20 protein-coding genes are annotated in these 20,404 nt (G+C 65.4%); 7 read left to right on the forward strand and 13 right to left on the reverse strand.

What is annotated here, in order from left to right; translation table 11 throughout:
* Position 1: 1 nt before the first annotated feature.
* Positions 2 to 481 (reverse strand): NUDIX hydrolase, encoded by a 480-nt coding sequence (locus AB3X95_RS23675; RefSeq protein ID WP_176122457.1) that lies wholly within the window; start codon positions 479 to 481, stop codon positions 2 to 4.
* A gap of 282 nt (positions 482 to 763) precedes the next feature.
* Between AB3X95_RS23675 and AB3X95_RS23680 the strand changes: the two genes are divergently transcribed.
* Genes AB3X95_RS23680 through AB3X95_RS23690 form a run of 3 tightly spaced genes read left to right on the forward strand, consistent with a single transcriptional unit; the run spans position 764 to position 3,708 of the window.
* A complete protein-coding gene (locus AB3X95_RS23680; protein ID WP_176122458.1) occupies positions 764 to 1,906 on the forward strand; it encodes a Re/Si-specific NAD(P)(+) transhydrogenase subunit alpha in 1,143 nt (380 codons plus the stop codon).
* A gap of 11 nt (positions 1,907 to 1,917) precedes the next feature.
* Complete coding sequence (locus AB3X95_RS23685; RefSeq protein WP_176109536.1) at positions 1,918 to 2,256, forward strand: NAD(P) transhydrogenase subunit alpha; 339 nt, start codon at positions 1,918 to 1,920, stop codon at positions 2,254 to 2,256.
* Positions 2,257 to 3,708, forward strand: coding sequence for an NAD(P)(+) transhydrogenase (Re/Si-specific) subunit beta (locus AB3X95_RS23690; protein ID WP_184226014.1), 1,452 nt, complete (start codon positions 2,257 to 2,259; stop codon positions 3,706 to 3,708).
* A 52-nt stretch (positions 3,709 to 3,760) separates the two neighbouring features.
* Here AB3X95_RS23690 and AB3X95_RS23695 read toward each other — a convergent pair whose 3' ends face one another.
* The 7 genes from AB3X95_RS23695 to AB3X95_RS23725 all read right to left on the reverse strand — a co-directional run bounded on the left by AB3X95_RS23695 (position 3,761) and on the right by AB3X95_RS23725 (position 10,461).
* On the reverse strand, positions 3,761 to 4,504 hold the full coding sequence (locus AB3X95_RS23695) for a YafY family protein (RefSeq protein WP_176122460.1): 744 nt from the start codon (positions 4,502 to 4,504) through the stop codon (positions 3,761 to 3,763).
* 38 nt (positions 4,505 to 4,542) lie between these two features.
* Positions 4,543 to 4,926, reverse strand: a complete 384-nt coding sequence (locus AB3X95_RS23700; protein WP_018431914.1) for a VOC family protein — start codon at positions 4,924 to 4,926, stop codon at positions 4,543 to 4,545.
* A 222-nt stretch (positions 4,927 to 5,148) separates the two neighbouring features.
* Positions 5,149 to 6,435, reverse strand: coding sequence for a class I SAM-dependent RNA methyltransferase (locus AB3X95_RS23705; RefSeq protein ID WP_368622682.1), 1,287 nt, complete (start codon positions 6,433 to 6,435; stop codon positions 5,149 to 5,151).
* A 188-nt stretch (positions 6,436 to 6,623) separates the two neighbouring features.
* Complete coding sequence (locus AB3X95_RS23710; protein WP_368588553.1) at positions 6,624 to 7,373, reverse strand: PqiC family protein; 750 nt, start codon at positions 7,371 to 7,373, stop codon at positions 6,624 to 6,626.
* Positions 7,370 to 9,031 carry an intermembrane transport protein PqiB gene (locus AB3X95_RS23715; protein ID WP_368622683.1) on the reverse strand — a complete coding sequence of 554 codons (1,662 nt, stop codon included), beginning with the start codon at positions 9,029 to 9,031 and terminating at the stop codon, positions 7,370 to 7,372. The genes AB3X95_RS23710 and AB3X95_RS23715 overlap by 4 nt, the downstream gene beginning before the upstream one ends.
* On the reverse strand, positions 9,024 to 9,674 hold the full coding sequence (locus AB3X95_RS23720; RefSeq protein WP_176109530.1) for a paraquat-inducible protein A: 651 nt from the start codon (positions 9,672 to 9,674) through the stop codon (positions 9,024 to 9,026). Before AB3X95_RS23720 ends, AB3X95_RS23715 begins: the two co-directional genes overlap by 8 nt.
* A gap of 7 nt (positions 9,675 to 9,681) precedes the next feature.
* Positions 9,682 to 10,461, reverse strand: coding sequence for a paraquat-inducible protein A (locus AB3X95_RS23725; RefSeq protein WP_368622684.1), 780 nt, complete (start codon positions 10,459 to 10,461; stop codon positions 9,682 to 9,684).
* Between the two features lie 347 nt (positions 10,462 to 10,808).
* On the opposite strand from AB3X95_RS23725, the gene AB3X95_RS23730 reads away from it, so the two are divergent.
* The 4 genes from AB3X95_RS23730 to AB3X95_RS23745 all read left to right on the forward strand — a co-directional run bounded on the left by AB3X95_RS23730 (position 10,809) and on the right by AB3X95_RS23745 (position 14,167).
* Complete coding sequence (locus AB3X95_RS23730; protein ID WP_176122467.1) at positions 10,809 to 11,369, forward strand: cytochrome b; 561 nt, start codon at positions 10,809 to 10,811, stop codon at positions 11,367 to 11,369.
* Positions 11,370 to 11,377: 8 nt separating this feature from the next.
* Complete coding sequence (locus AB3X95_RS23735) at positions 11,378 to 11,941, forward strand: YceI family protein (RefSeq protein WP_176379013.1); 564 nt, start codon at positions 11,378 to 11,380, stop codon at positions 11,939 to 11,941.
* 111 nt (positions 11,942 to 12,052) lie between these two features.
* Positions 12,053 to 12,622 (forward strand): YceI family protein, encoded by a 570-nt coding sequence (locus tag AB3X95_RS23740; protein WP_184226009.1) that lies wholly within the window; start codon positions 12,053 to 12,055, stop codon positions 12,620 to 12,622.
* Between the two features lie 267 nt (positions 12,623 to 12,889).
* Positions 12,890 to 14,167: an MFS transporter gene (locus AB3X95_RS23745; protein WP_176122470.1), complete on the forward strand. Its 1,278-nt coding sequence runs from the start codon at positions 12,890 to 12,892 to the stop codon at positions 14,165 to 14,167.
* A gap of 99 nt (positions 14,168 to 14,266) precedes the next feature.
* Here AB3X95_RS23745 and secF read toward each other — a convergent pair whose 3' ends face one another.
* From secF to queA, 5 genes are all read right to left on the reverse strand, one after another.
* Positions 14,267 to 15,217 (reverse strand): protein translocase subunit SecF, encoded by a 951-nt coding sequence (gene secF, locus AB3X95_RS23750; protein WP_176367908.1) that lies wholly within the window; start codon positions 15,215 to 15,217, stop codon positions 14,267 to 14,269.
* A gap of 18 nt (positions 15,218 to 15,235) precedes the next feature.
* Positions 15,236 to 17,326 (reverse strand): protein translocase subunit SecD, encoded by a 2,091-nt coding sequence (gene secD, locus AB3X95_RS23755; protein WP_368622685.1) that lies wholly within the window; start codon positions 17,324 to 17,326, stop codon positions 15,236 to 15,238.
* A gap of 117 nt (positions 17,327 to 17,443) precedes the next feature.
* Positions 17,444 to 17,773 (reverse strand): preprotein translocase subunit YajC, encoded by a 330-nt coding sequence (yajC, locus tag AB3X95_RS23760; protein ID WP_176109522.1) that lies wholly within the window; start codon positions 17,771 to 17,773, stop codon positions 17,444 to 17,446.
* Between the two features lie 210 nt (positions 17,774 to 17,983).
* Complete coding sequence (gene tgt / locus AB3X95_RS23765) at positions 17,984 to 19,174, reverse strand: tRNA guanosine(34) transglycosylase Tgt (RefSeq protein ID WP_176122473.1); 1,191 nt, start codon at positions 19,172 to 19,174, stop codon at positions 17,984 to 17,986.
* 114 nt (positions 19,175 to 19,288) lie between these two features.
* Complete coding sequence (gene queA / locus AB3X95_RS23770; protein WP_184226006.1) at positions 19,289 to 20,347, reverse strand: tRNA preQ1(34) S-adenosylmethionine ribosyltransferase-isomerase QueA; 1,059 nt, start codon at positions 20,345 to 20,347, stop codon at positions 19,289 to 19,291.
* Positions 20,348 to 20,404: the final 57 nt, after the last annotated feature.

Here is a 20,404-nt window from a genome sequence, read left to right on the forward strand (position 1 = left end):
CTTATCGCTTCGGCCCGACCGAATGGGTATGGACGAAGTCGAGCGGGAAACGCCGGCCGGCCAGGTAATCGTCGATGCACCGCATCACGAGCGGGGTGCGATGCCGCTCGGGGCATTCGCGCAACTCATCGGCGCTCATCCACAGCGTGCGGACGATGTCGGAATCGAGCGAACTCGCCGGGTCCGGCTCGCCGCCCGCGCCGCAATAGGTGAAACGCAGGTACGTGGTGCCCGCCCGGTCCGGCCGCTCGAAGTGGGTCATGTACATGCCGACGAGCGCCTCGGGCGCAAACGGATGGGCGGTTTCCTCGAACGTTTCGCGGACCACCGCTTCCAGCAGCGTTTCGCCCGCCTCGAGATGGCCGGCGGGCTGGTTCAGGCGCAGGCCGGCGGCGGTGTGTTCCTCGACCAGCAGGAAGCGCCCGTCACGCTCGACGATCGCCGCGACGGTCACGTGCGGCAGCCAGGTTTCCGGTTTCATGGGTGCGCATTTTACCGGTTATGCGCGCCGGCTGCCGGGCGCCGCACCGACCCCTGCCGGGCAATCGCCGGCGTAAGCTGACGGCCGGTTCGCGGCGGGTTCGCAGCACGTTCGCGACCGATTCGCAACAGTTTGGCGGTCTGCCGCGCATTCGCATCGACCCCGATTTTGGCGGCGTGACGGTTTCGGTTAAAGTGGGGCCTGCGTTAGCCGTTGCATGTGCAAGCCGGCGAGCCTCGTCGGCAGATCTGTCGTCAAACAGGAAGTCGAGGAGGAACAACGATGCACATCGGAGTGCCAGCCGAAACGCGCGCGCATGAAACCCGCGTTGCCGCGACGCCCGAAACGGTCAAGAAATACGTGGCTCAAGGCCACCGGGTCACGCTGCAAAGCGGCGCCGGCGCCGGCGCGAGCTTTCCCGATGACGCCTATACGGCCGTGGGCGCGGAAATCGTCGATGCCGCCACCGCGTTCGGCGCCGACCTCGTCCTCAAAGTCCAATCCCCCACCGATTCCGAACTACCGCTGCTCAAGCGCGGCGCGACGCTCGTCGGCATGCTCGACCCGTTCAACGCCGAGAATGCGGGCAAACTCGCCGCGGCCGGCGTCACCGCATTCGCGCTCGAAGCCGCGCCGCGCACCACGCGCGCGCAGAGCCTCGACGTGCTGTCGTCGCAGGCGAATATCGCCGGCTACAAGGCGGTGCTGCTCGCGGCGACGCTGTATCCGCGCTTCATGCCGATGCTGATGACCGCGGCCGGCACCGTGAAGGCGGCGCGCGTGCTGATTCTCGGCGCGGGCGTGGCCGGCCTGCAGGCGATCGCGACCGCGAAGCGCCTTGGCGCGGTGATCGAAGCTTCCGACGTGCGCCCGGCCGTCAAGGAGCAGATCGAATCCCTCGGCGCCAAGTTTCTCGACGTGCCGTACGAAACCGACGAGGAGCGCGAGGCCGCACAGGGTGTCGGCGGCTATGCGAGGCCGATGCCGCCGTCGTGGCTCGCGCGCCAGTCGGCTTTGGTCCACGAGCGCGCGAAGCAGGCCGACGTGGTGATCTCCACCGCGCTGATTCCGGGCCGCCCCGCGCCGACGCTGCTGTCGGTCGAAACCGTGCAGGCGATGAAACCGGGCTCGGTGCTCGTCGACCTCGCGGCAGGACGCGGCCCCGAAATCGACGGCCGGCGCGGCGGCAATTGTCCGCTGACCGAAACGGACCAGGTGGTGGTGCGCTATGGCGTGCAGATCGTCGGCTATACGAATCTCGCCGCGATGGTGCCCGCCGACGCATCGTCGCTATACGCGCGCAACCTGCTCGACTTCCTGAAGCTGATCGTCACGAAGGAAGGCGTGCTTAACATCGATCTCGCGGACGATATCGTCGCGGCCACGCTGCTGGCCCGCGATGGCCAGGTCACACGCAAAGCATAGGGAGACCGAAGATGGAAGTCCTCAATCACACGGTGATCAACCTGATCATCTTCGTGCTGGCGATCTACGTCGGCTACCACGTGGTCTGGAACGTCACGCCCGCGCTGCATACGCCTCTGATGGCGGTGACCAATGCAATTTCGGCGATCGTGATCGTCGGCGCGATGCTCGCGGCGGGTCTCACGGTGGGCAGTGCGGGCAAGTTCTTCGGCACCATCGCGGTGGCGCTCGCGGCCGTCAACGTGTTCGGCGGCTTTCTCGTCACGCGGCGAATGCTGGAGATGTTCAAGAAAAAAGAGCCGAAGAAGCTGGAATCCAAACACCAGGCTGGTGGCAGGGAGGGTGCGTAAATGAGCCTGAACGTCGTCACATTGCTGTATCTGGTCGCGTCGGTCTGCTTCATCCAGGCGCTCAAGGGGCTGTCGAATCCGAAGAGCGCGCGCGCTGGCAATACCTTCGGCATGGTCGGCATGGCGATCGCGATTCTGACCACCATCGCGCTGATCTCGCGGCAGGCCGAAGTACTCGGCTCCAATCTCGGTCTAGGGCTCGGCCTGCTGCTGTTCGGGCTCGTGATCGGCGGCGCGATCGGCGCGTTCGTCGCCGCGCGCGTCGAGATGACCAAGATGCCCGAACTGGTCGCGGCGATGCACTCGCTGATCGGTCTCGCGGCCGTGTGCATTGCTTACGGGGTCGTGTCGGAGCCGGCCGCGTTCGGGCTCGTCGATCCCGAGGTGCCGATCGAGGGCTTCCTGCCGTACGGCAACCGCATCGAGCTGTTCATCGGCACCTTCGTCGGCGCGATTACGTTTAGCGGCTCGGTGATCGCCTTCGGCAAGCTGTCGGGCAAGTACAAGTTCCGGCTGTTTCAGGGTGCGCCGGTCGTCTACGGCGGCCAGCATCTGATCAACCTGATGCTCGCGCTCGCGATGCTCGGCTTCGGCGTGCTGTTCTTCCTCACGCAGTCGTGGCTGCCGTTCATCATCATGACGATCATCGCGTTCGTGCTCGGCGTGCTGATCATCATTCCGATCGGCGGCGCGGACATGCCGGTGGTCGTGTCGATGCTGAACTCATACTCGGGCTGGGCGGCGGCGGGGATCGGCTTTTCGCTGAACAATCCGATGCTGATCATCGCCGGCTCGCTGGTGGGCTCTTCCGGTGCGATCCTGTCATACATCATGTGCCGCGCGATGAACCGCTCTTTCTTCAACGTGATCCTCGGCGGCTTCGGCAACGAGCCGGGCGCGGCCGCGAGTGGAGCAGCGGAGCAGCGGCCGGTGAAATCGGGTTCGGCCGATGACGCGTCGTTCATGATGGGCAATGCCGAGACCGTCGTGATCGTGCCGGGCTACGGGCTGGCCGTGGCGCGCGCACAGCATGCGCTCAAGGAGCTGACCGACAAGCTGGTCGAGAAGGGCATCGAGGTGAAGTATGCGATTCACCCGGTGGCCGGCCGCATGCCGGGTCACATGAACGTGCTGCTCGCCGAAGCTGAAGTGCCGTACGACATGGTCTACGAGATGGACGATATCAACGGCGAGTTCGGCCAGGTCGACGTGGTGCTGGTGCTCGGCGCGAACGACGTGGTGAATCCGGCCGCGAAGAACGATCCGAAGTCGCCGATCGCGGGCATGCCGATCATCGAGGCGTACAAGGCGCGCACCGTGATCGTCAACAAGCGCTCGATGGCGGCGGGCTACGCCGGGCTCGACAACGACCTGTTCTACATGGACAAGACGATGATGGTGTTCGGCGACGCGAAGAAGGTGATCGAGGATATGGTGAAGGCGGTCGACTAGATCGTCTGTGGTGAGCAGCCGTCAGGATCGCGGTGCATCGCCGCGATCCTTTTCATCTGTTCGGCCTCGCGTTCACATGCCGCAGCAAATCCGCGAGCCGCCTGCCTTCCTGATCCGGATACGTCTCGAGCACTGTCAGATCGCGCATCTTTTCCAGCCCGAAGTTGCGGAAATCGCTGCGCAGCTCGCACCATGCGCCGAGCGTCCAGCGCGCGCCCCAGTACGCGAGCGCGAGCGGCCAGACGCGGCGCTCGGTGTCGGCGCCGTTCGCGTCGGTGTACGCGAAGCGCACCACCTGGCGCGTGTCGATCGCGCGATGCAGCGTGTCGAGCTGTGTCGAAAAGTCCCCCTTGATGTGAAACGACGGCGCGAAGATCGCGAGCCGTTCGAGCGTCGCGCGCTTGTCGGCGGGCATCGCCGATGCGATCTTGGCTAGCGCGCCGCGCGCGCCGCTCGCGAAGCCCGCGCCGCCCCACGATTCGAGCATGCGCGCGCCGGCGGCTAACGCGGCGAGTTCGTCGGCGGTGAAGGTGAGGGGCGGCAGACTCGCCGAGCGCGACAGCCGATAACCGATGCCTGCTTCGCCTTCGATCGGCACGCCCGACAATTGCAGATCGCGCACGTCGCGATAGACCGTGCGCAGCGAGATGTTCAGCCAGTCGGCCAGTTGCTGTGCGGTGGTCAGTCGCCGGCCGCGCAGCAGCTCGGCGATCTGGAACAGGCGGTCGGCGCGGCGCGTCATCGTGGGCGTCGGGTAGAGGAGGAAGGGGACGGTCCCGCGATGATAGCGCCGCATGGCGGCCTTCGGTTGGGGCGCGGTGGCTGCGGATGCGCCTAGCCGTTGGTGCGCGAATGCAGCCCGAGGCGGTTGCCTTCGGTATCGGTGAAGAACGCGATATAGCCGATGTCCTGCGGCAGCTTGATTACCGGGCCGTCGGTCTTGCCGCCCGCCCGTTCGATGCGCTCGAGCGCGGCGTCGACGGTGGGCTGCGCGTTCAGGTAGACGGTGACGCCGTCGGCAGCCGGCGTCATCGACGGACTATGGACGATCGCGCCGCCGGTCGCGGGCTCCTCGTAGCTGAACACGGCAATCGGCTGGCCGCCGATCTCCTGACGATTCAGCGGGGCGTCGAGCGCGGCTTCGTAGAAGCGCACCGCGCGATCGAAATCGACGGACGGGATTTCGAACCAGGCAACCACTTTGGGCAATGCGGACATGACACTCTCCTTCGATTGGCAGTAGGCCGTTCAAGCGCCGGATGGCGTGAGAAGGAGTGTGCGGGGGTGCTGCTGACAGCGTGGTGGCAGTAGGGTGGCGAACGGGTAGCCTGCTCTTCGAGCGCGCGCTGTCGAAGGAAGGGAAACGGCGTGACGGGCGCAATAAAAAACCGCGGCACGAGGTCCGCGGTTTCGATGTCGACTTCCCCGACCGGCGCAGCGTCAACCCGCCTGCGTATCGCCCTGCGGACGCTGCCGCACGCTGCCGGCGATCAGGTCGAAGCGGAACAGCCGGCATTCGAGTGCGCCATTGAAGAGCGGCGTCTTCGTCGATTCGCGCAGCCGCAGTTGCCCCGGCAGCTTGCGATCCGACGTCAGGATGAACGCGTGCCATCCGGCAAAGCGCTGCTTCAACGCATTGCCGAGCAACTGGAAAAACTCGCTGTCCGGCGCTTCTTCCTGAATGCGGCGGAAGCCGTCGTCGCCGCGATTGCCGCGGCCTTCGCGAAGCTCGCCGCGCGCATTGCGGCCGCGCACTTCGATCCGCTCGCCATACGGTGGATTCGCGACGAGGATGCCCGGCGCCGAGGTAGGCGGCGTCATGTCGCGCGCGTCGAGCTGCTTGAGCGCAATGGCCGGCAAGCCGGCGCGCTCGAAGTTCGCGCGCGCTTTTTCGAGCATGTCTCCGGAGATGTCGCTGCCGAAGATCTGCAGATCCGCGCCGCGCGAGCCGCGCGCCGCGTTTTTCGCTTCGAGCGCGGCGCCCCGCAGCGTTTGCCAGGTCCGCGTGTCGAACTGTATGAGCTTTTCGAAGCCGAAGCGCCGTTGCACGCCCGGCGCGATGTCCAGCGCGACCTGCGCCGCTTCCGCGAGGAACGTGCCGCTGCCGCACATCGGATCGTAGAGCGGCGTGCCGGCCTGCCAGCCGGTCAGACGCAGAATGCCCGCCGCAAGGTTCTCGCGCAGCGGCGCCGCGCCCTTGTCGAGACGCCAGCCGCGCTTGAACAGCGGATCGCCGGACGTGTCGAGGTACAGCGTGCAGTCGGTCGCGGTCAGGAACGCGAACACGCGCACGTCGGGCATCGCGGTATCGATGCTCGGTCGCGCGCCGCTTTTTTCGCGCAGACGATCGCAGATCGCGTCCTTCACGCGCAGCGTGGTGAACTCGAGACTGCGCAGCGGCGACTTGATCGCGGTGACGTCGACGCGCAGCGTCTCGTGCGCGGAGAACCACTGCTCCCAGCGCTGCTCGAGCGCGAGCGCGTAGATGTCCTGCTCGCTGAGATAGGGCCGCTGCGCGATTTTCAGCAGCACGCGGCTCGCCAGACGCGAGTGCAGATTGGCAGCCATGCCGGCGGCCCAGCCGCCGCGAAAATGCACGCCGCCCGGCACCTGGGCGCCGGCCGTGAACGGGGCGCCGTTCAGATGTTTGGCGGCAATTTCGGCGAGTTCGGCCGCGAGCGAAGCTTCGAGCCCGCGCGGGCAAGGAAGGAAGAAATCGAAGGACATTGAGGTTGCCGCAAGGCGTTGGATAAGGCGCTATTGTACGCGGTCGGGCTCGGCGGGCCGGCGCGATTGGCGCGCCGGGCCGTCATTTGCGTCGCTTGTCGTTGGGTGATCTCGCCTCGCGTACCGCCCGGGCCGGCGATGCCCGCAGGCATGCGGACGCCGTTGGGCTGGTTGCGCCGCCGGGCCTGTCAGGCGCCGGCTTCCGCGGCCGTTCCCGCCGAAGGGCAGGGCGGCACGACCGGCGCCGCGGCCGGCCTGGACGAAGACGAAGTCCGGCCCGTCGTGCTCGTGGTAGTGGCGGCCGCTGCCGCCATCGCGCGCACGCCCGTCGCGATCTGCGTCGACACTTGCGCGAGCGCGCGCCGATGTCCGTCGACGAGCGCGTCGTACCCGCCTCCGACCGTCTCGCTGACCACGCTGCGACACGTCATCACCGCATTGCTGCGCACGGCCCGCACGCTCCACACCGCATCGATCAACGCATGCGAGCCGGGCCACGACTCGAAGCGCTGCACGTTCATCGCGATCCGGTAGACGGCCGCGTCGTCGGGGTGCGCGGTGCCGAACGTATCGATGGTGCCGAGCTGCTGCGTCAGATTCGTCGACAGCGCGCGGCGGATCTCATCGCCGGGCAGCGAGGCCCAGCGTTCCTGTTCGAGCAGCTGCACCTGAGTCGGCCCGGTCTGCACGACCAGCTGGTTTCTCGCCACCTGCGGTGGCACGTTGACCGGCGCGACTTCGATCAGCCACGCGGGCGCGGCGCCCGTGCGCGCGGCGGCGCCCGCGCTATCCGCGCCGCCCAGCGTATAGAAACGGCTCGACGGCGACGAGCACGCCGCGATCGCGAGCGCCGCGGCCAGTGCGGCGCCATACACGACGCCGCGTACGGCACCGCGCACGAGCGCGCGCCGCGGACGGGGGAGCCGGGCAAACATCATGGTTTGTCTCCTGATTTACCGCGCAACAACGATTCGGGATGACGCTCGAGGTAATCCGACAGCGCATTCAGCGACTGCAAGGTGCGCGTCAGTTCCTGCAACGCCTGATGGACGTCGGACTGCATCGGCGAATCCTGCTGCAAAGTTGCCTGGGCCGAATTGAAGGTCTGCTTCGCGGCGCTCAGCGTATCGCGCGCCTGCGGCACGACTTCCTTGTCGAGACGCGAGAACAGCTGATCGGCGTTCTTCAGCGCGGTGTTCAGGTTCGCGCCGATCTGGTCGAACGGCACCTTGTCGAGCTTCTTCGCGATGTCGGCGACCTGCAGCTGCAATTCGTCGAGCGTGTTCGGAATGGTCGGCAGCTCGAGCGGGTCCTTCGTCACGTCGACCTTGGCCGGTGCCGCTTTCGGGAAGATATCGAGCGCCACATATAGCTGGCTCGTGATCAGGTTGCCGGTGCGCAACTGGCCGCGCAGGCCGTGCTTGACGAGCTCCTGCAGCATGTTCTCGCCGGCGAGCGTGCCCGGCTGCGGCGCGCTCTCGCGGAAGCGCTTGCCGAGTCGGTCCGGGTACAGGTTCAACGTGACCGGCATCGTGAAGCTCTGCGTCTTCGGATCGTAGTCGATGCCGATATTGGTCACCTGGCCGAGCACGATGCCGCGGAAGTCGACCGGCGCGCCGATCGACAGCCCGCGCAGCGACTGGTTGAAGTTCATCACGACACGCAACGGGACGCCGTCCGGTTCCCGCATCGCGTCGGCTTCGTCCGAAGCGAGGCGGAACGTCTGGTTGTTCGGCGCCTGCGGGCCCATGTTCTGGCCGGTCGGCGACTGGAACGACAGACCGCCGACGATCACCGTCGCGAGCGACTGCGTGTTCAGCTTGAAGCCGCTCGAATCGAGCCGCAGATCGACGCCGCTGGCATGCCACCAGCGCGTGTTGGTGCCAACGTACTGGTCGAACGGCGCCGACACGAACACCTGCATCGTCACGCCGGTGCCGCTCTTGTCGAGCGAGAAGCCGACCACCTGGCCGACCTGCACGCGCCGATAGAAGATCGGCGAGCCGATGTCGATCGAGCCGAGCGACTCGCCGTGCAGCGTGTACTGCCGGCCTTTCTGGTCGCCGGTGATGGGCGGCGGCGTTTCGAGGCCGACGAAGTCGCTCTCGCTGTCGCTCGAGCGGCCCGCGTCGGCGCCGATGTACGCGCCCGACAGCAGCGTGGTCAGGCCCGATACGCCGCTCGCGCCGACGCGCGGACGCACCACCCAGAAACGCGAGTCCTTGACCGCGAACTTGCCGCCTTCCTTGGTGAGCTGCACCTGCACGAGCACGTGCGACAGATTCGGTGCCAGCGTGATGGTCTTCACTGAACCGATGGCGACGTCCTTGTACTTGACCTGGGTCTTGCCCGGCTCGAGCCCTTCCGCGCTGATGAAGCTGATCGTGATCACGGGCCCGCGCTCGGTCACCGACCTGATCACGAGTGCGATGCCGATCAGCGCGGCGATCAGCGGAATCACCCAGACGAGCGATGGCAGCCAGCGGCTGCGTGGTTCGATGTCGGGGTCGGGCAGTTGGGGCGGCAGTGTTGGTCCGTTCGAATCGTTGCGCGGCGCGTCACCTGAAGCGGGCGTCGGTCCTTGCGGGCTAGTCATGGTCGAGATCCTGAGGTGTTGGGGTACTGCTTTCCACGGGGTCCCAGATGAGGCGTGGATCGAATTGCATGGAGGCGAGCATCGTCAGGATCACGACCGAGCCGAACGCAATCGCGCCGGGCTCGGCCGTGATCACGGCCAGCGATTTGAAACGCACGAGCGCCACGGTCAGCGTAACGACGAACACGTCGAGCATCGACCAGCGGCCGATGCGCTCGACCATCCGGTACAGCGTCGTGCGCTGCTGTGGACGCCAGCGCGAGCGGCGCTGTGCGGTGATGGTCAGCAGCACGAGCACCGAGAGCTTCAGCATCGGCACCATGATGCTGGCGATGAACACGATCACCGCGAGCGGCCAGTCGCCCGAGGTCCAGAAATAGACGACGCCGCTCATGATGGTGTCGTCCTCGGAGCCGAGCAGCGATGACGTGTGCATCACCGGCAGCAGATTCGCCGGAATATACAGCAGCGCCGCGGCGATCAGCAGCGCCCACGTGCGCATCAGGCTGTCGGGGTTGCGCGAGTGCAGATGCGCGCCGCAGCGGCTGCAATGCTGCGGCGTGATCGAGCGGATGCGCGGTTCGACCCGCCCGCACGCGTGACAGGACACGAGGCCCGCGCGTTTCGCGGTGACGTATTTCATCGCGGGCTCATCCTTCGCGGGGCGCGGGCGGCAAGCCGGGCGGAGCGCTGCCGGCGGCACCGTCAGCGCTGCCACCCGTCGAGCCTGCGACGCGCGTGGACGGCGCCGGCGGATCGGCGAGCGAGCCGAGCGCGAGCGCCGCGCTGTCGGCCGACGTGCGCGGCAACGGCCGATCGCGCCTCGCATCGATCTCGTCGGCGACATCCCACAGCACACGCGGATCGAACGTGACGACGACCGCGAACATCAGCGTCAGCGCGCCGAACGCGAACAGCGCCGCCTCGGGGATCACGCGCGCGAGACTGACCATCTTCACGATCGTGATCAGCACGCCGAGCATGAACACTTCGATCATGCCCCACGGCCGCACGAACTGGATCGCGCGCAGCACGCGATTGAAATGCGGGGGCACGTAGCCGGAGCGCAGCGGCACCAGCACGTACAGCAGCGCGACGAGTTCGGTGAGCGGAAAGAGGATCGTCGAGCAGAACACCATCACGGCGACGATCTCCATGTCCTCGCCCCACAGCGCGACGAGCGCGCCGAACAGCGTAGTCTGAGAGGTGATGCCGTTGGTTTCGAGTTCGACGATCGGAAAGCCCTGCGCGATCACGAACGTGATCAGCGCGGCGAGCGTCAGTGCGCAGATCGCGTCGAGCTTGCGCGATACGCCGCGAAAGAGCGTCGCGCGGCAGCGCGGACAACGCGCGGCGACGCGCCCGACAAGCCGTGGCTTGCGGAACAGCGTATCGCATTCGTGGCACGCGATCAGGTTCTCATGTTCCATGCGGCAGATGGGCTAACGACGTAGTGGCGGCGTGCAAGGCCTGCTCTTTACGAGGGAAGGGGCGGCAGTGAGCAGCAATAGTACCAAACGCGGCCTCGCGACCGACGCGAAGCGCGCGCGGCGCGCTCCGGCGTGCTGCGCTGCAATATTCGGGCCCAGTTCTGCCGATGCGCTGCAGCCAGCTTTGCGCGCTTGGGGTAGCATGGCGCCCGTGGCATCCCCAGCGGCCTTTTCTGGCGATGATGCCGGCCGCATCGGCGGCGCGCGCCGTGCCGGTGCGCGGCAGGGATCGCGGAATAGCCGGCCGCGGCGCGCCGTTAACTTCTAACAGCCTGCGTTGATCTGTCATGACACTCAATCCATCGTTCGGTACCCGGGAGTCGTACACGCGGACCGCCATCGCGTTTCACTGGCTGATCGCATTGCTGATCGTCTGCGGCTTTGCGCTCGGCTGGGTGATGACCGACATCCCGGGCTTCACGCCCACCAAGCTGCGCTATTTCTCGTGGCATAAATGGATCGGCGTGACCGTGTTCGCGCTCGCGATCGTGCGCATCCTGTGGCGCGCGACCCATGCCGGACCGCCGATGCCGCGCCGTATGCCGAGCTGGCAGCGCGCCGCCGCGCATCTGACGCATTTGCTGCTGTACGCGCTGATGATCGTGATCCCGGTCTCCGGTTATCTGTATAGCTCGGCGGCGAACGTGCCGGTCGTCTACCTCGGGCTGATTCCGCTGCCGCGAATCATTGCGCCCGACCCGCACCTGAAGGAACTGCTGAAGAACCTGCATATCGCGTTGAATTACACGTTGCTCGTGCTGGTCGCGCTGCATGTCGCGGCGGCGCTCAAGCATCAATGGCTCGATCGCGACGGACTGCTGTCGCGCATGATCCCCTTCCTCAAATAAGGACAACCATGAAGGTTTCGTTTTATCGCTACATGCTCGCCGCATTCGCGGCGGCGTCGCTGAGTGCCGCGGGCGCGGCGCTCGCGCAGGTCGACGTCGCGAAGAGCTCGGTGACGGCCACCTCGAAGCAGATGAACGTGCCGGTCGAAGGCAAGTTCAACAAGTTCACCGCGCAGGTCAGCTTCGATCCGGCGAAGCCGACGGCCGGCAGCGCGCAGATCGACATCGACGTCGCCAGCTTCGATCTCGGCGACGAGAGCTACAACGAGCAGGTGCGGGGCAAGGAATGGTTCGACGCGAAGACTTTTCCGCGCGCGACGTTCGTGTCGAGCGAGATCGCGCCGGCCGGCGGCAATCAGTTCAAGGTGACCGGCAAGCTGACCATCAAGGGGAAGTCGCAGACGGTCGTGGTGCCGGCCACGGTGAGCCAGCAGGGCGCAACGCAGACTTTCGACGGCGCGCTGCCGATCAAGCGCTCGCAGTTCGACGTCGGCACCGGCGAATGGAAGGACACGTCGGTCGTCGCCGACGAGGTCGTAATCAAGTTTCATATCGTCGCCGCGCACAAGTAACGCGCGCGGCGTTCGCGATGTGCGCCGCGCCACGTGGGGCGCGGCCGTTTTCCCACCGCAGGTTGCACCGCGATTTTCAACGCAAAACAGGAGCACGAATTGAAAACGTCCATGTTGATCGCTGTTGGCGCGCTGGCTTCGTCGCTGTCGCTCGGCGCCTTCGCCGCCGATACCTATATGCTTGATCCGATGCATACGTTTCCCAGCTTCGAGGCCGACCACTTCGGCGGTCTGTCGATCTGGCGCGGCAAATTCACGAAGACCACGGGCACGGTCACGCTCGATCGCGCGGCGAAGACCGGCACTCTCGACGTGAGCGTCGATCCCGCTTCGGTGCAGACCGGCAACCCGAAACTCGACGATCACCTGAAATCCGACGAGTTCTTCGACGTCGCGAAGTATCCGACCGTGACCTACAAGGGCACCGAGATTAAGTTCGACGGCGACAAGCCGGTCGAGGTGATCGGCAATCTGACGATTCGCGGCATCACGAAGCCGGTGAATCTGAAGGTCGATTCGTTCAAGTGCATGCAGCATCCGGTGCTCAAGCGCGAAGTGTGCGGCGTCGAGGCGAGCACCGAATTCAATCGCGCCGATTACGGCATGGACTTCGGCGCGAAGTACGGCTTCAGCATGCAGACACGCCTGCATATCCAGTCGGAAGGCATCAAGCAGCCGTAAGCGCGACGGCATCTTCGCGCTGCACCGCCACACGAAAACCGCTTCGGTCGTTCTCCGACGAAGCGGTTTTTTATCGCCCGTAGCGAACGACGCGGCCATGCTTGGCGCATATCGGCTCGCATCGGGCATTTGTCGCTCGCTTCACCTTTATTTTTTCAGTTAAATAGAGCGCACGCAGTCATGCCGGTGGTGCGCGTTGCCGGGATGGTCAACGCGGACGTCATGCGTTGCTTCGAATAAATATTTCGCGCAGCACAGGAGATCTGGATGAATGCAACGACAGCAGCAAGCGTCGCGGGAAGCCGGCAGAATTCGTGGCGCGCGGTGGCGGCCGCCTCGATCGGCAACGCGCTCGAATGGTTCGACCTCGTGGTCTACGGCTTTTTCGCCGTAACCATCTCCAAGCTGTTTTTTCCGGCCGGCAACGACACCGTGTCGCTGCTGCTGACGCTCGGCACCTTCGGCGTGTCGTTTTTCATGCGGCCGCTCGGCGCGATCGTGATCGGCGCCTACTCGGACCGCGCCGGGCGCAAGGCGGCGCTCACGCTTTCCATCCTGCTGATGATGAGCGGCACGCTGATCATCGCGATTCTGCCGACCTATCAGAGCATCGGTCTCGCCGCGCCGCTGATCCTCGTGCTCGCGCGGCTGATGCAAGGATTCTCGGCCGGCGGCGAGTTCGGCAGCGCAACCGCGTTTCTCGCCGAGCACGTGCCGGGGCGGCGCGGCTTCTACGCGAGTTGGCAGATGGCGAGCCAGGGCCTGACGACGCTGCTTGCGGCCGGCTTCGGCGCGTTGCTGACGGGCGGTTTGTCGCCGGAGCAGATGACGTCGTGGGGCTGGCGCGTGCCGTTCTTCTTCGGTCTGCTGATCGGGCCGGTCGCGTTCTACATCCGCGCGAGGCTCGACGAGACGCCCGAATTCCTCGCCGCCCAAACGACGCAGACGCCGCTGCGCGACACGTTCGCGACGCAGAAGCTGCGGCTCGTGATCGCGATGGGCGTGGTGATCCTCGGGACGGTGTCCTCCTATCTGATGCTGTTCATGCCGACTTATGGCGTGCGGCAACTGGGGCTCGCGCCGTCGGTCGCGTTCGCGGCGATCGCGGTGACGGGGCTGATCCAGATGGTGTTCTCGCCGGTGGCCGGGCATTGGTCGGATCTGCATGGACGCACGCGCATCATGCTCGGCGCGGCCGTGCTGCTGTTCGTGCTCGTCTATCCGGCGTTCGCGTTCCTGATCGCGCATCCGAGTTTCGGCACGCTGATCGTGTGGCAGATCGTGTTCGGCTTTCTCGTCAGCGGCTACTTCGGCGCGACGCCGGGCCTATTGTCGGAGATCTTCCCGGTGCAGACGCGCACGACCGGCATGTCGCTCGCGTATAACATCGCGGTGACGATTTTCGGCGGCTTTGGGCCGTTCATCATCGCGTGGCTGATCAGCGTGACCGGTTCGAAGGCGGCGCCGAGCTACTACATGATGTTTGCCGCGCTGCTGAGCATCGCAGCGCTGATTGGCGCGCGGCGCAAGCTGGGGTTTCGCTAAGTTCGAGGCGGTAGCGACCGCGCACGGCGTAAACGCAAAAGGCCGATTCGACAGAACCGGCCTTTTTTATTCGCGCAATCCTCAGCGACTACGTGTGCATCAAACCTGCGCGCCAGCGTTCGGATCGTCCGGATTGTGGCTTTCTTTCTTTTCCTTGATCAGGTCTTCGCGCTTGACGCCGAGCCACATCGCGAGCGCCGCGGCGACGAATACCGACGAGTAGATACCGAACAGAATACCGACCGTCAGCGCGAGCGCGAAGTAGTGCAGCGTCGGCCCGCCGAACAGGAACATCGACAGCACCATCATCTGCGTACAGCCGTGCGTGATGATGGTACGCGACATCGTGCTGGTGATTGCGTGGTTGATCACTTCGATCACGCTCATCTTGCGTTCGCGGCGGAAGGTTTCGCGAATCCGGTCGAAGATAACCACCGACTCGTTGACCGAATAGCCGAGCACCGCGAGCACCGCGGCCAGCACCGACAGCGAGAACTCCCACTGGAAGAACGCGAAGAAGCCGAGAATGATCACGACGTCGTGCAAGTTCGCGATCACGCCGGCGACCGCGTACTTCCATTCGAAGCGGAACGACAGATAGATGACGATACCGACCACCACGCACGCGAGCGCGAGCAGACCGTCGGTAGCGAGTTCCTTGCCGACCTGCGGACCGACGAACTCGACGCGCTGCAACTGCACCTCGGGCGTATCGGCCTTCAGCGCGCTCATCACCTGCTCGCTCTGCTGTGCGGACGTGAGGCCCGGCTTCAGCGGCAGACGGATCAGCACGTCGCGCGCGGTGCCGAAGTTCTGCACCTGCGCGTCGGCATAGCCGAGCTTGCCGAGCGTGGCACGCACCGGGTCGAGCGGCACCGCGCCCGGATACTGAACCTCGATCACGGTACCGCCGGTGAATTCCACCGACAGATGCAGCCCGCGATGCACGAGGAAGAACACGGCGGCGAGGAAAGTGATCAGCGAGATCGCGTTGAAGATCAACGCGCGCTGCATGAACGGGATGTCTTTGCGGAAACGGAAAAATTCCATGGTCTTGTTCTCCGGGACTCAGCGGGATGAACCCGGTTTCTGCGGCGTCGAGCCATTCGACGTCGGCGTGCCCGGCGCATTGCGGCGGCGCACGGTCGGCTTCGTGCGACCCTGCGCGCCGGCTGCGGCCGGTGCCTTCGAGCTTGCCTTCGCGCTCGCCTTCGCCGTGGCGATGGCCTGCGCGGTGTCGGTCGCGGCGTCGCTGCTGCCGAGGCCGCCAGCGTAAGCAGCCGAGCCGGCGACTGCCGCTTGCGGACGCCACACCTGGCCGATCGACAGCGACTTCAGCTTCTTCTTGCCGCCGTACCAGAAGTTGACGAGACCGCGCGAGAAGAACACCGCCGAGAACATCGACGTCAGAATGCCGATACAGTGGACGATCGCGAAACCGCGCACCGGACCCGAGCCGAACGCGAGCAGCGCGAGGCCGGCGATCAGCGTGGTGACGTTCGAGTCGAGAATCGTCGCCCATGCGTGCGCGTAGCCGTTCTGGATGGCCAGTTGCGGCGGCGCGCCGTTGCGCAGTTCTTCACGCACGCGCTCGTTGATCAGCACGTTCGCGTCGATCGCCATACCGAGCGCGAGCGCGATAGCGGCGATACCCGGCAGCGTGAGCGTGGCCTGCAGCATCGACAGCACCGCCACCAGCAGCAGCAGGTTCACGGACAGGCCGATCATCGAGATCACGCCGAACAGCATGTAGTACGCGATCGTGAACACGGCGATCGCCGCGAAGCCCCACACGACCGAGTGGAAGCCCTTCTTGATGTTGTCGGCGCCGAGGCTCGGGCCGATCGTGCGTTCCTCGATGATTTCCATCGGCGCGGCGAGCGAACCGGCGCGCAGCAGCAGCGCGAGGTCGGCGGCCGCTTGCGGGGTCGGCTGGCCGGTGATCTGGAAGCGGTCGCCCAGTTCCGACTGGATGGTCGCGACCGTCAGCACTTCGCCCTTGCCGCGCTCGAACAGCACCATCGCCATCGGCTTGCCGATGTTGTCGCGCGACACCGCGCGCACCGCGCGGCCGCCGGCCGAGTCGAGACGGATGTTGACCGACGGGCGCTGATGCTCGTCGAAGCCCGCCGATGCGTCGATGATGCGGTCGCCGGTGAAGATCACCTGCTTGCGCAGCAGCACCGGCACCTGGTTGCCTTGCGTGAAGAGTTCGTCGCCCGGCGGCACCGGGTCGTTCGGATTCGGATGCGTGTTGACCGGGTCGGCGAGGCGCGCTTCGAGCGTCGCCGTGCGGCCGATGATGTCCTTCGCCTTCGCGGTGTCCTGCACGCCCGGCAGCTCGACCACGATGCGGTCCGCGCCCTGCTGCTGGATCACCGGCTCGGCCACGCCGAGTTCGTTCACGCGGTTATGCAGCGTCGTGATGTTCTGCTTGAGCGCAGCGTCCTGAACCGCTCGCTGCACGGCCGGCGTGAAGGTACCGACCAGCTGCACGCCGCCGTCCGCGCCGGTGTTCGGCTGCGAGGTCCACTGAAGTTCGCTGACGCCGCGGCCGAGCAGCTTGAGTGCCGCGTCCGCCGTGGCCTGATCGGCCAGATTCACCACCACCGACTGGTTCACGCGATTCACGCCGCCGTCGCGGACGTTGTTGTCGCGCAGCAGCGTGCGCACGTCCGAGGCGTCAGAATCGAGCTTTTTGTTCAGTGCGCCGGCCATGTCGACCTGCAGCAGGAAGTGCACGCCGCCGCGCAGGTCCAGACCGAGGTACATCGGCAGTGCGCGCAGCGCGGTCATCCAGGTCGGCGACGCGCTTTGCAGGTTCAGTGCGACGATGTATTGCGGATCGTTCGGATCGCTATTGAGCGACTTCTGCAGCAGGTCTTTGACGCGCAGCTGCGTGTCCGTGTCCGTCAGGCGCACGCGGATGTTCGCGTTGGTCTGCGAGTTGTCGAACGTGACCGCGGTCGGCTTGATCTGATTGCCCGCGAGCGCGGCTTCGACCGACGCCAGCGTGGTGGCGTCGAGCCTGACCGTGGCCTTGCCGCTCGACACCTGCACCGCCGGCGCTTCGCCGTACAGATTGGGCAGCGTGTACACGAGGCCGATGACCAGAGCCACCAGCATCACGGCGTATTTCCAGAGGGGGTAGCGATTCATGAGTGGTCCAACGGGAAGGTTGGCTTGGATGCGATGCGTCCGGCGATGAGCGCGATAAATTCAGCGACAGTGCTTGAATCGACCGCGAGGCCGCGCCGGACGCGAGGAGTGCAGGCCTTACAGCGACTTGATCGTGCCCTTCGGGAGAATTGTCGTGACCGACGCCTTCTGCACGGTAATTTCCGTGCCTTCCGAGATTTCGATGCCGACGTAGGCTTCGCCCACCTTCGTCACCTTGCCGACGATACCGCCGTTCGTCACGACTTCATCGCCCTTGGCCATCGCTGCGAGCATGTTGCGATGTTCCTTCTGACGCTTCATTTGCGGGCGAATCATGATGAAGTACAGCACGCCGAACATCAGGATCAGCGGCAGGAAGCTCATCAGGTTCGATTCGACACCACCTGCTGCAGCGCCTTGGGCGAAGGCATTGGAAATGAACGACACGTTGGTCTCTCCGTTATTGGTCAAACAAACGAACAAAAAATCAGCCGATTATTCTACCACCGGCCACACGCACGCCGGCACGGCGAATCGGCTTTGCGATCAACCGTTTAAAGGTCCGATGCGGGGCAAATTCAGCGCTCAGCGAAAGCAAATTGTAAGTTGTCCGCGTGCGGCATGGGCAGTCTTCAGCGGCATTCGCCTACCGGGCCGTCAGGACGACGGTTCGACGCCGCGCGCCCGGTCTTCGTGGAAGCGCTTGCGGAACGCGTCGAACAGCTTCGCCTCGATCGCATCGCGCATTTCCTGCATCAGTTCGAGGTAGTAGTGCAGGTTGTGGATCGTGTTCAGCTGCGCGCCGAGGATTTCGCCGACGCGATGCAGGTGGTGCAGATAGCCGCGCGTGAAGTTGCGGCAGGTGTAGCAGCCGCATTGCTCGTCGAGCGGGCGCAGCGAGTTCTTGTGCGTCGCGTTGCGGATCTTGAGGTCGCCGAAGCGCGTGAAAAGCCAGCCGTTGCGCGCGTTGCGCGTCGGCATCACGCAGTCGAACATGTCGACGCCGGCCGCGACCCCGGCCACCAGGTCTTCCGGCGTGCCGACGCCCATCAGGTAGTGCGGCTTGTTGGCCGGCAGCTTCGGGCCGATATGGTTCAGGACCCTCATCATGTCTTCCTTCGGCTCGCCGACCGACAGACCGCCGATCGCGAGGCCGTGGAAGTTCTTCTCGGCGAGACCGGCGAGCGACTCATCGCGCAAGTCCTCGAACATGCCGCCCTGCACGATGCCGAAGAGGGCATTCGGATTGCCGAGGCGCTGGAATTCGTCGATCGAGCGCTGGGCCCAGCGCATCGACATGCGCATCGATTCAGCGGCTTCCTTGTGCGAGGTCGGGATGTTGTTGGTCGCGTACGGCGTGCATTCGTCGAACTGCATCACGATGTCCGAGTTCAGCACCTTCTGGATCTGCATCGACACTTCCGGCGACAGGAACAGCCGGTCGCCGTTGATCGGCGACGCGAACGTGACGCCGTCCTCGGTGATCTTGCGCAGATCGCCGAGCGAGAACACCTGGAATCCGCCCGAGTCGGTCAGGATCGGCTTCTTCCAGCCCATGAAGCCGTGCAGGCCGCCGTGCGCCTCGATGGTTTCGAGGCCGGGGCGCAGCCACAGATGAAACGTATTGCCGAGGATGATCTGCGCGTGCATTTCGTCGAGCTCGCGCGGCTGGACTGCCTTCACCGTGCCGTAGGTGCCGACCGGCATGAAGATGGGCGTCTCGACCACGCCGTGGTTGAGCGTGACGCGGCCGCGGCGCGCGAGGCCGTCGGTGCCGAGCAGTTCGAATTTGAGGCCATTCTCCGGACGCTCGTGGGCAGGATGCTGCGAGGGATGACCAAGGGTCATGGGGATCACTCCTGTGCTACCGGAAAACAGTCCGGCGCAATCAATGAAAACCGCCACGAAGGATCGCGGCGGCTAGGAAAACTGCCAATACGCTGAAGCAGTGCTGGAACCGGCTCAGGCATCGCGCCGCGTCAGCAGCATCGCGTCACCGTAGCTGAAAAAGCGATAACGCTCGTCGATCGCATGACGATACGCGGCGCGAATCGTCTCGACGCCCGCGAACGCCGACACCAGCATCAGCAGCGTCGACTTCGGCAAATGGAAGTTCGTGACCAGCCGGTCGACCACGCGGAAGCGGTAGCCCGGCGTGATGAAGATGTCGGTTTCCGCGCTCGCCGCGGCGAGCGCATGGCCGGCCGCTTCGGCGTCGCGCGCGGCGGCTTCGAGCGCGCGCATCGACGTGGTGCCGACCGCGATCACGCGGTTGCCGCGCGCTTTGGTCGCAGCGATCCTGTCCGCCAGCTCTTGCGGCAGGTGATACCACTCGCTGTGCATCTTGTGCTCGGCGATGTTTTCGACCCGCACCGGCTGGAATGTGCCAGCGCCGACGTGCAGCGTCAGCGTCGCGCGTTCGATGCCGAAGGCGTCGAGCCTCGCGAGCAGCGCGTCGTCGAAGTGCAGGCCGGCGGTCGGCGCGGCGACCGCGCCCGGGTTCTGCGCGAATACGGTCTGATAGCGGGTTTCGTCGGTCGCGTCGGGATCGTGCTCGATGTACGGCGGCAGCGGCAGACGGCCGTATTGCTCGATCAGCGTCAGGCAGTCGTCGGGGAAATGCAGCGTGTAGAACTGATCGACGCGCTCGCCGACGGTGACGTCGAACGCATCGGCGAGACGGATCGTCGTGCCCGCCTGCGGGCTCTTGCTCGCGCGGATCTGCGCAAGCGCGCTGCGCTCGCCGGTCAGGCGCTCGACCAGCACTTCGATCTTGCCGCCGCTCGCCTTCTGGCCGAAGAAGCGCGCCTTCAGCACTTTGGTATCGTTGAAGACCAGCAGATCGCCCGGCGCGAGGCACTCGGGCAATTCGGTAAAGCGGCGGTCGATCAGGCGCGCGGCGCCGTCGGCGGCGCCCGCGGCGTCCACGTCGAGCAGACGGCTTGCGCTGCGCTCGGGCAGCGCGACTTGCGCGATCAGCTCGGGCGGCAGATCGAAATCGAAATCGGAAAGCGTAAACATGCGAACGACTGGAAGCGGATTGGTACTGATTTGGGACTGAATTGAGCCGAAGCCGGA

Source organism: Paraburkholderia sp. BR13444 (genome assembly GCF_040948755.1).
Classification (GTDB): domain Bacteria; phylum Pseudomonadota; class Gammaproteobacteria; order Burkholderiales; family Burkholderiaceae; genus Paraburkholderia; species Paraburkholderia youngii.

Coding starts and splice junctions, on each gene's coding strand:
- AB3X95_RS23675 (WP_176122457.1), bottom strand. CDS start 481: ATGAAACCGGAAACCTGGCTGCCGCACGTGACCGTCGCGGCGATCGTC.
- AB3X95_RS23680 (WP_176122458.1), top strand. CDS start 764: ATGCACATCGGAGTGCCAGCCGAAACGCGCGCGCATGAAACCCGCGTT.
- AB3X95_RS23685 (WP_176109536.1), top strand. CDS start 1,918: ATGGAAGTCCTCAATCACACGGTGATCAACCTGATCATCTTCGTGCTG.
- AB3X95_RS23690 (WP_184226014.1), top strand. CDS start 2,257: ATGAGCCTGAACGTCGTCACATTGCTGTATCTGGTCGCGTCGGTCTGC.
- AB3X95_RS23695 (WP_176122460.1), bottom strand. CDS start 4,504: ATGCGGCGCTATCATCGCGGGACCGTCCCCTTCCTCCTCTACCCGACG.
- AB3X95_RS23700 (WP_018431914.1), bottom strand. CDS start 4,926: ATGTCCGCATTGCCCAAAGTGGTTGCCTGGTTCGAAATCCCGTCCGTC.
- AB3X95_RS23705 (WP_368622682.1), bottom strand. CDS start 6,435: ATGTCCTTCGATTTCTTCCTTCCTTGCCCGCGCGGGCTCGAAGCTTCG.
- AB3X95_RS23710 (WP_368588553.1), bottom strand. CDS start 7,373: ATGATGTTTGCCCGGCTCCCCCGTCCGCGGCGCGCGCTCGTGCGCGGT.
- AB3X95_RS23715 (WP_368622683.1), bottom strand. CDS start 9,031: ATGACTAGCCCGCAAGGACCGACGCCCGCTTCAGGTGACGCGCCGCGC.
- AB3X95_RS23720 (WP_176109530.1), bottom strand. CDS start 9,674: ATGAAATACGTCACCGCGAAACGCGCGGGCCTCGTGTCCTGTCACGCG.
- AB3X95_RS23725 (WP_368622684.1), bottom strand. CDS start 10,461: ATGGAACATGAGAACCTGATCGCGTGCCACGAATGCGATACGCTGTTC.
- AB3X95_RS23730 (WP_176122467.1), top strand. CDS start 10,809: ATGACACTCAATCCATCGTTCGGTACCCGGGAGTCGTACACGCGGACC.
- AB3X95_RS23735 (WP_176379013.1), top strand. CDS start 11,378: ATGAAGGTTTCGTTTTATCGCTACATGCTCGCCGCATTCGCGGCGGCG.
- AB3X95_RS23740 (WP_184226009.1), top strand. CDS start 12,053: ATGTTGATCGCTGTTGGCGCGCTGGCTTCGTCGCTGTCGCTCGGCGCC.
- AB3X95_RS23745 (WP_176122470.1), top strand. CDS start 12,890: ATGAATGCAACGACAGCAGCAAGCGTCGCGGGAAGCCGGCAGAATTCG.
- secF (WP_176367908.1), bottom strand. CDS start 15,217: ATGGAATTTTTCCGTTTCCGCAAAGACATCCCGTTCATGCAGCGCGCG.
- secD (WP_368622685.1), bottom strand. CDS start 17,326: ATGAATCGCTACCCCCTCTGGAAATACGCCGTGATGCTGGTGGCTCTG.
- tgt (WP_176122473.1), bottom strand. CDS start 19,174: ATGACCCTTGGTCATCCCTCGCAGCATCCTGCCCACGAGCGTCCGGAG.
- queA (WP_184226006.1), bottom strand. CDS start 20,347: ATGTTTACGCTTTCCGATTTCGATTTCGATCTGCCGCCCGAGCTGATC.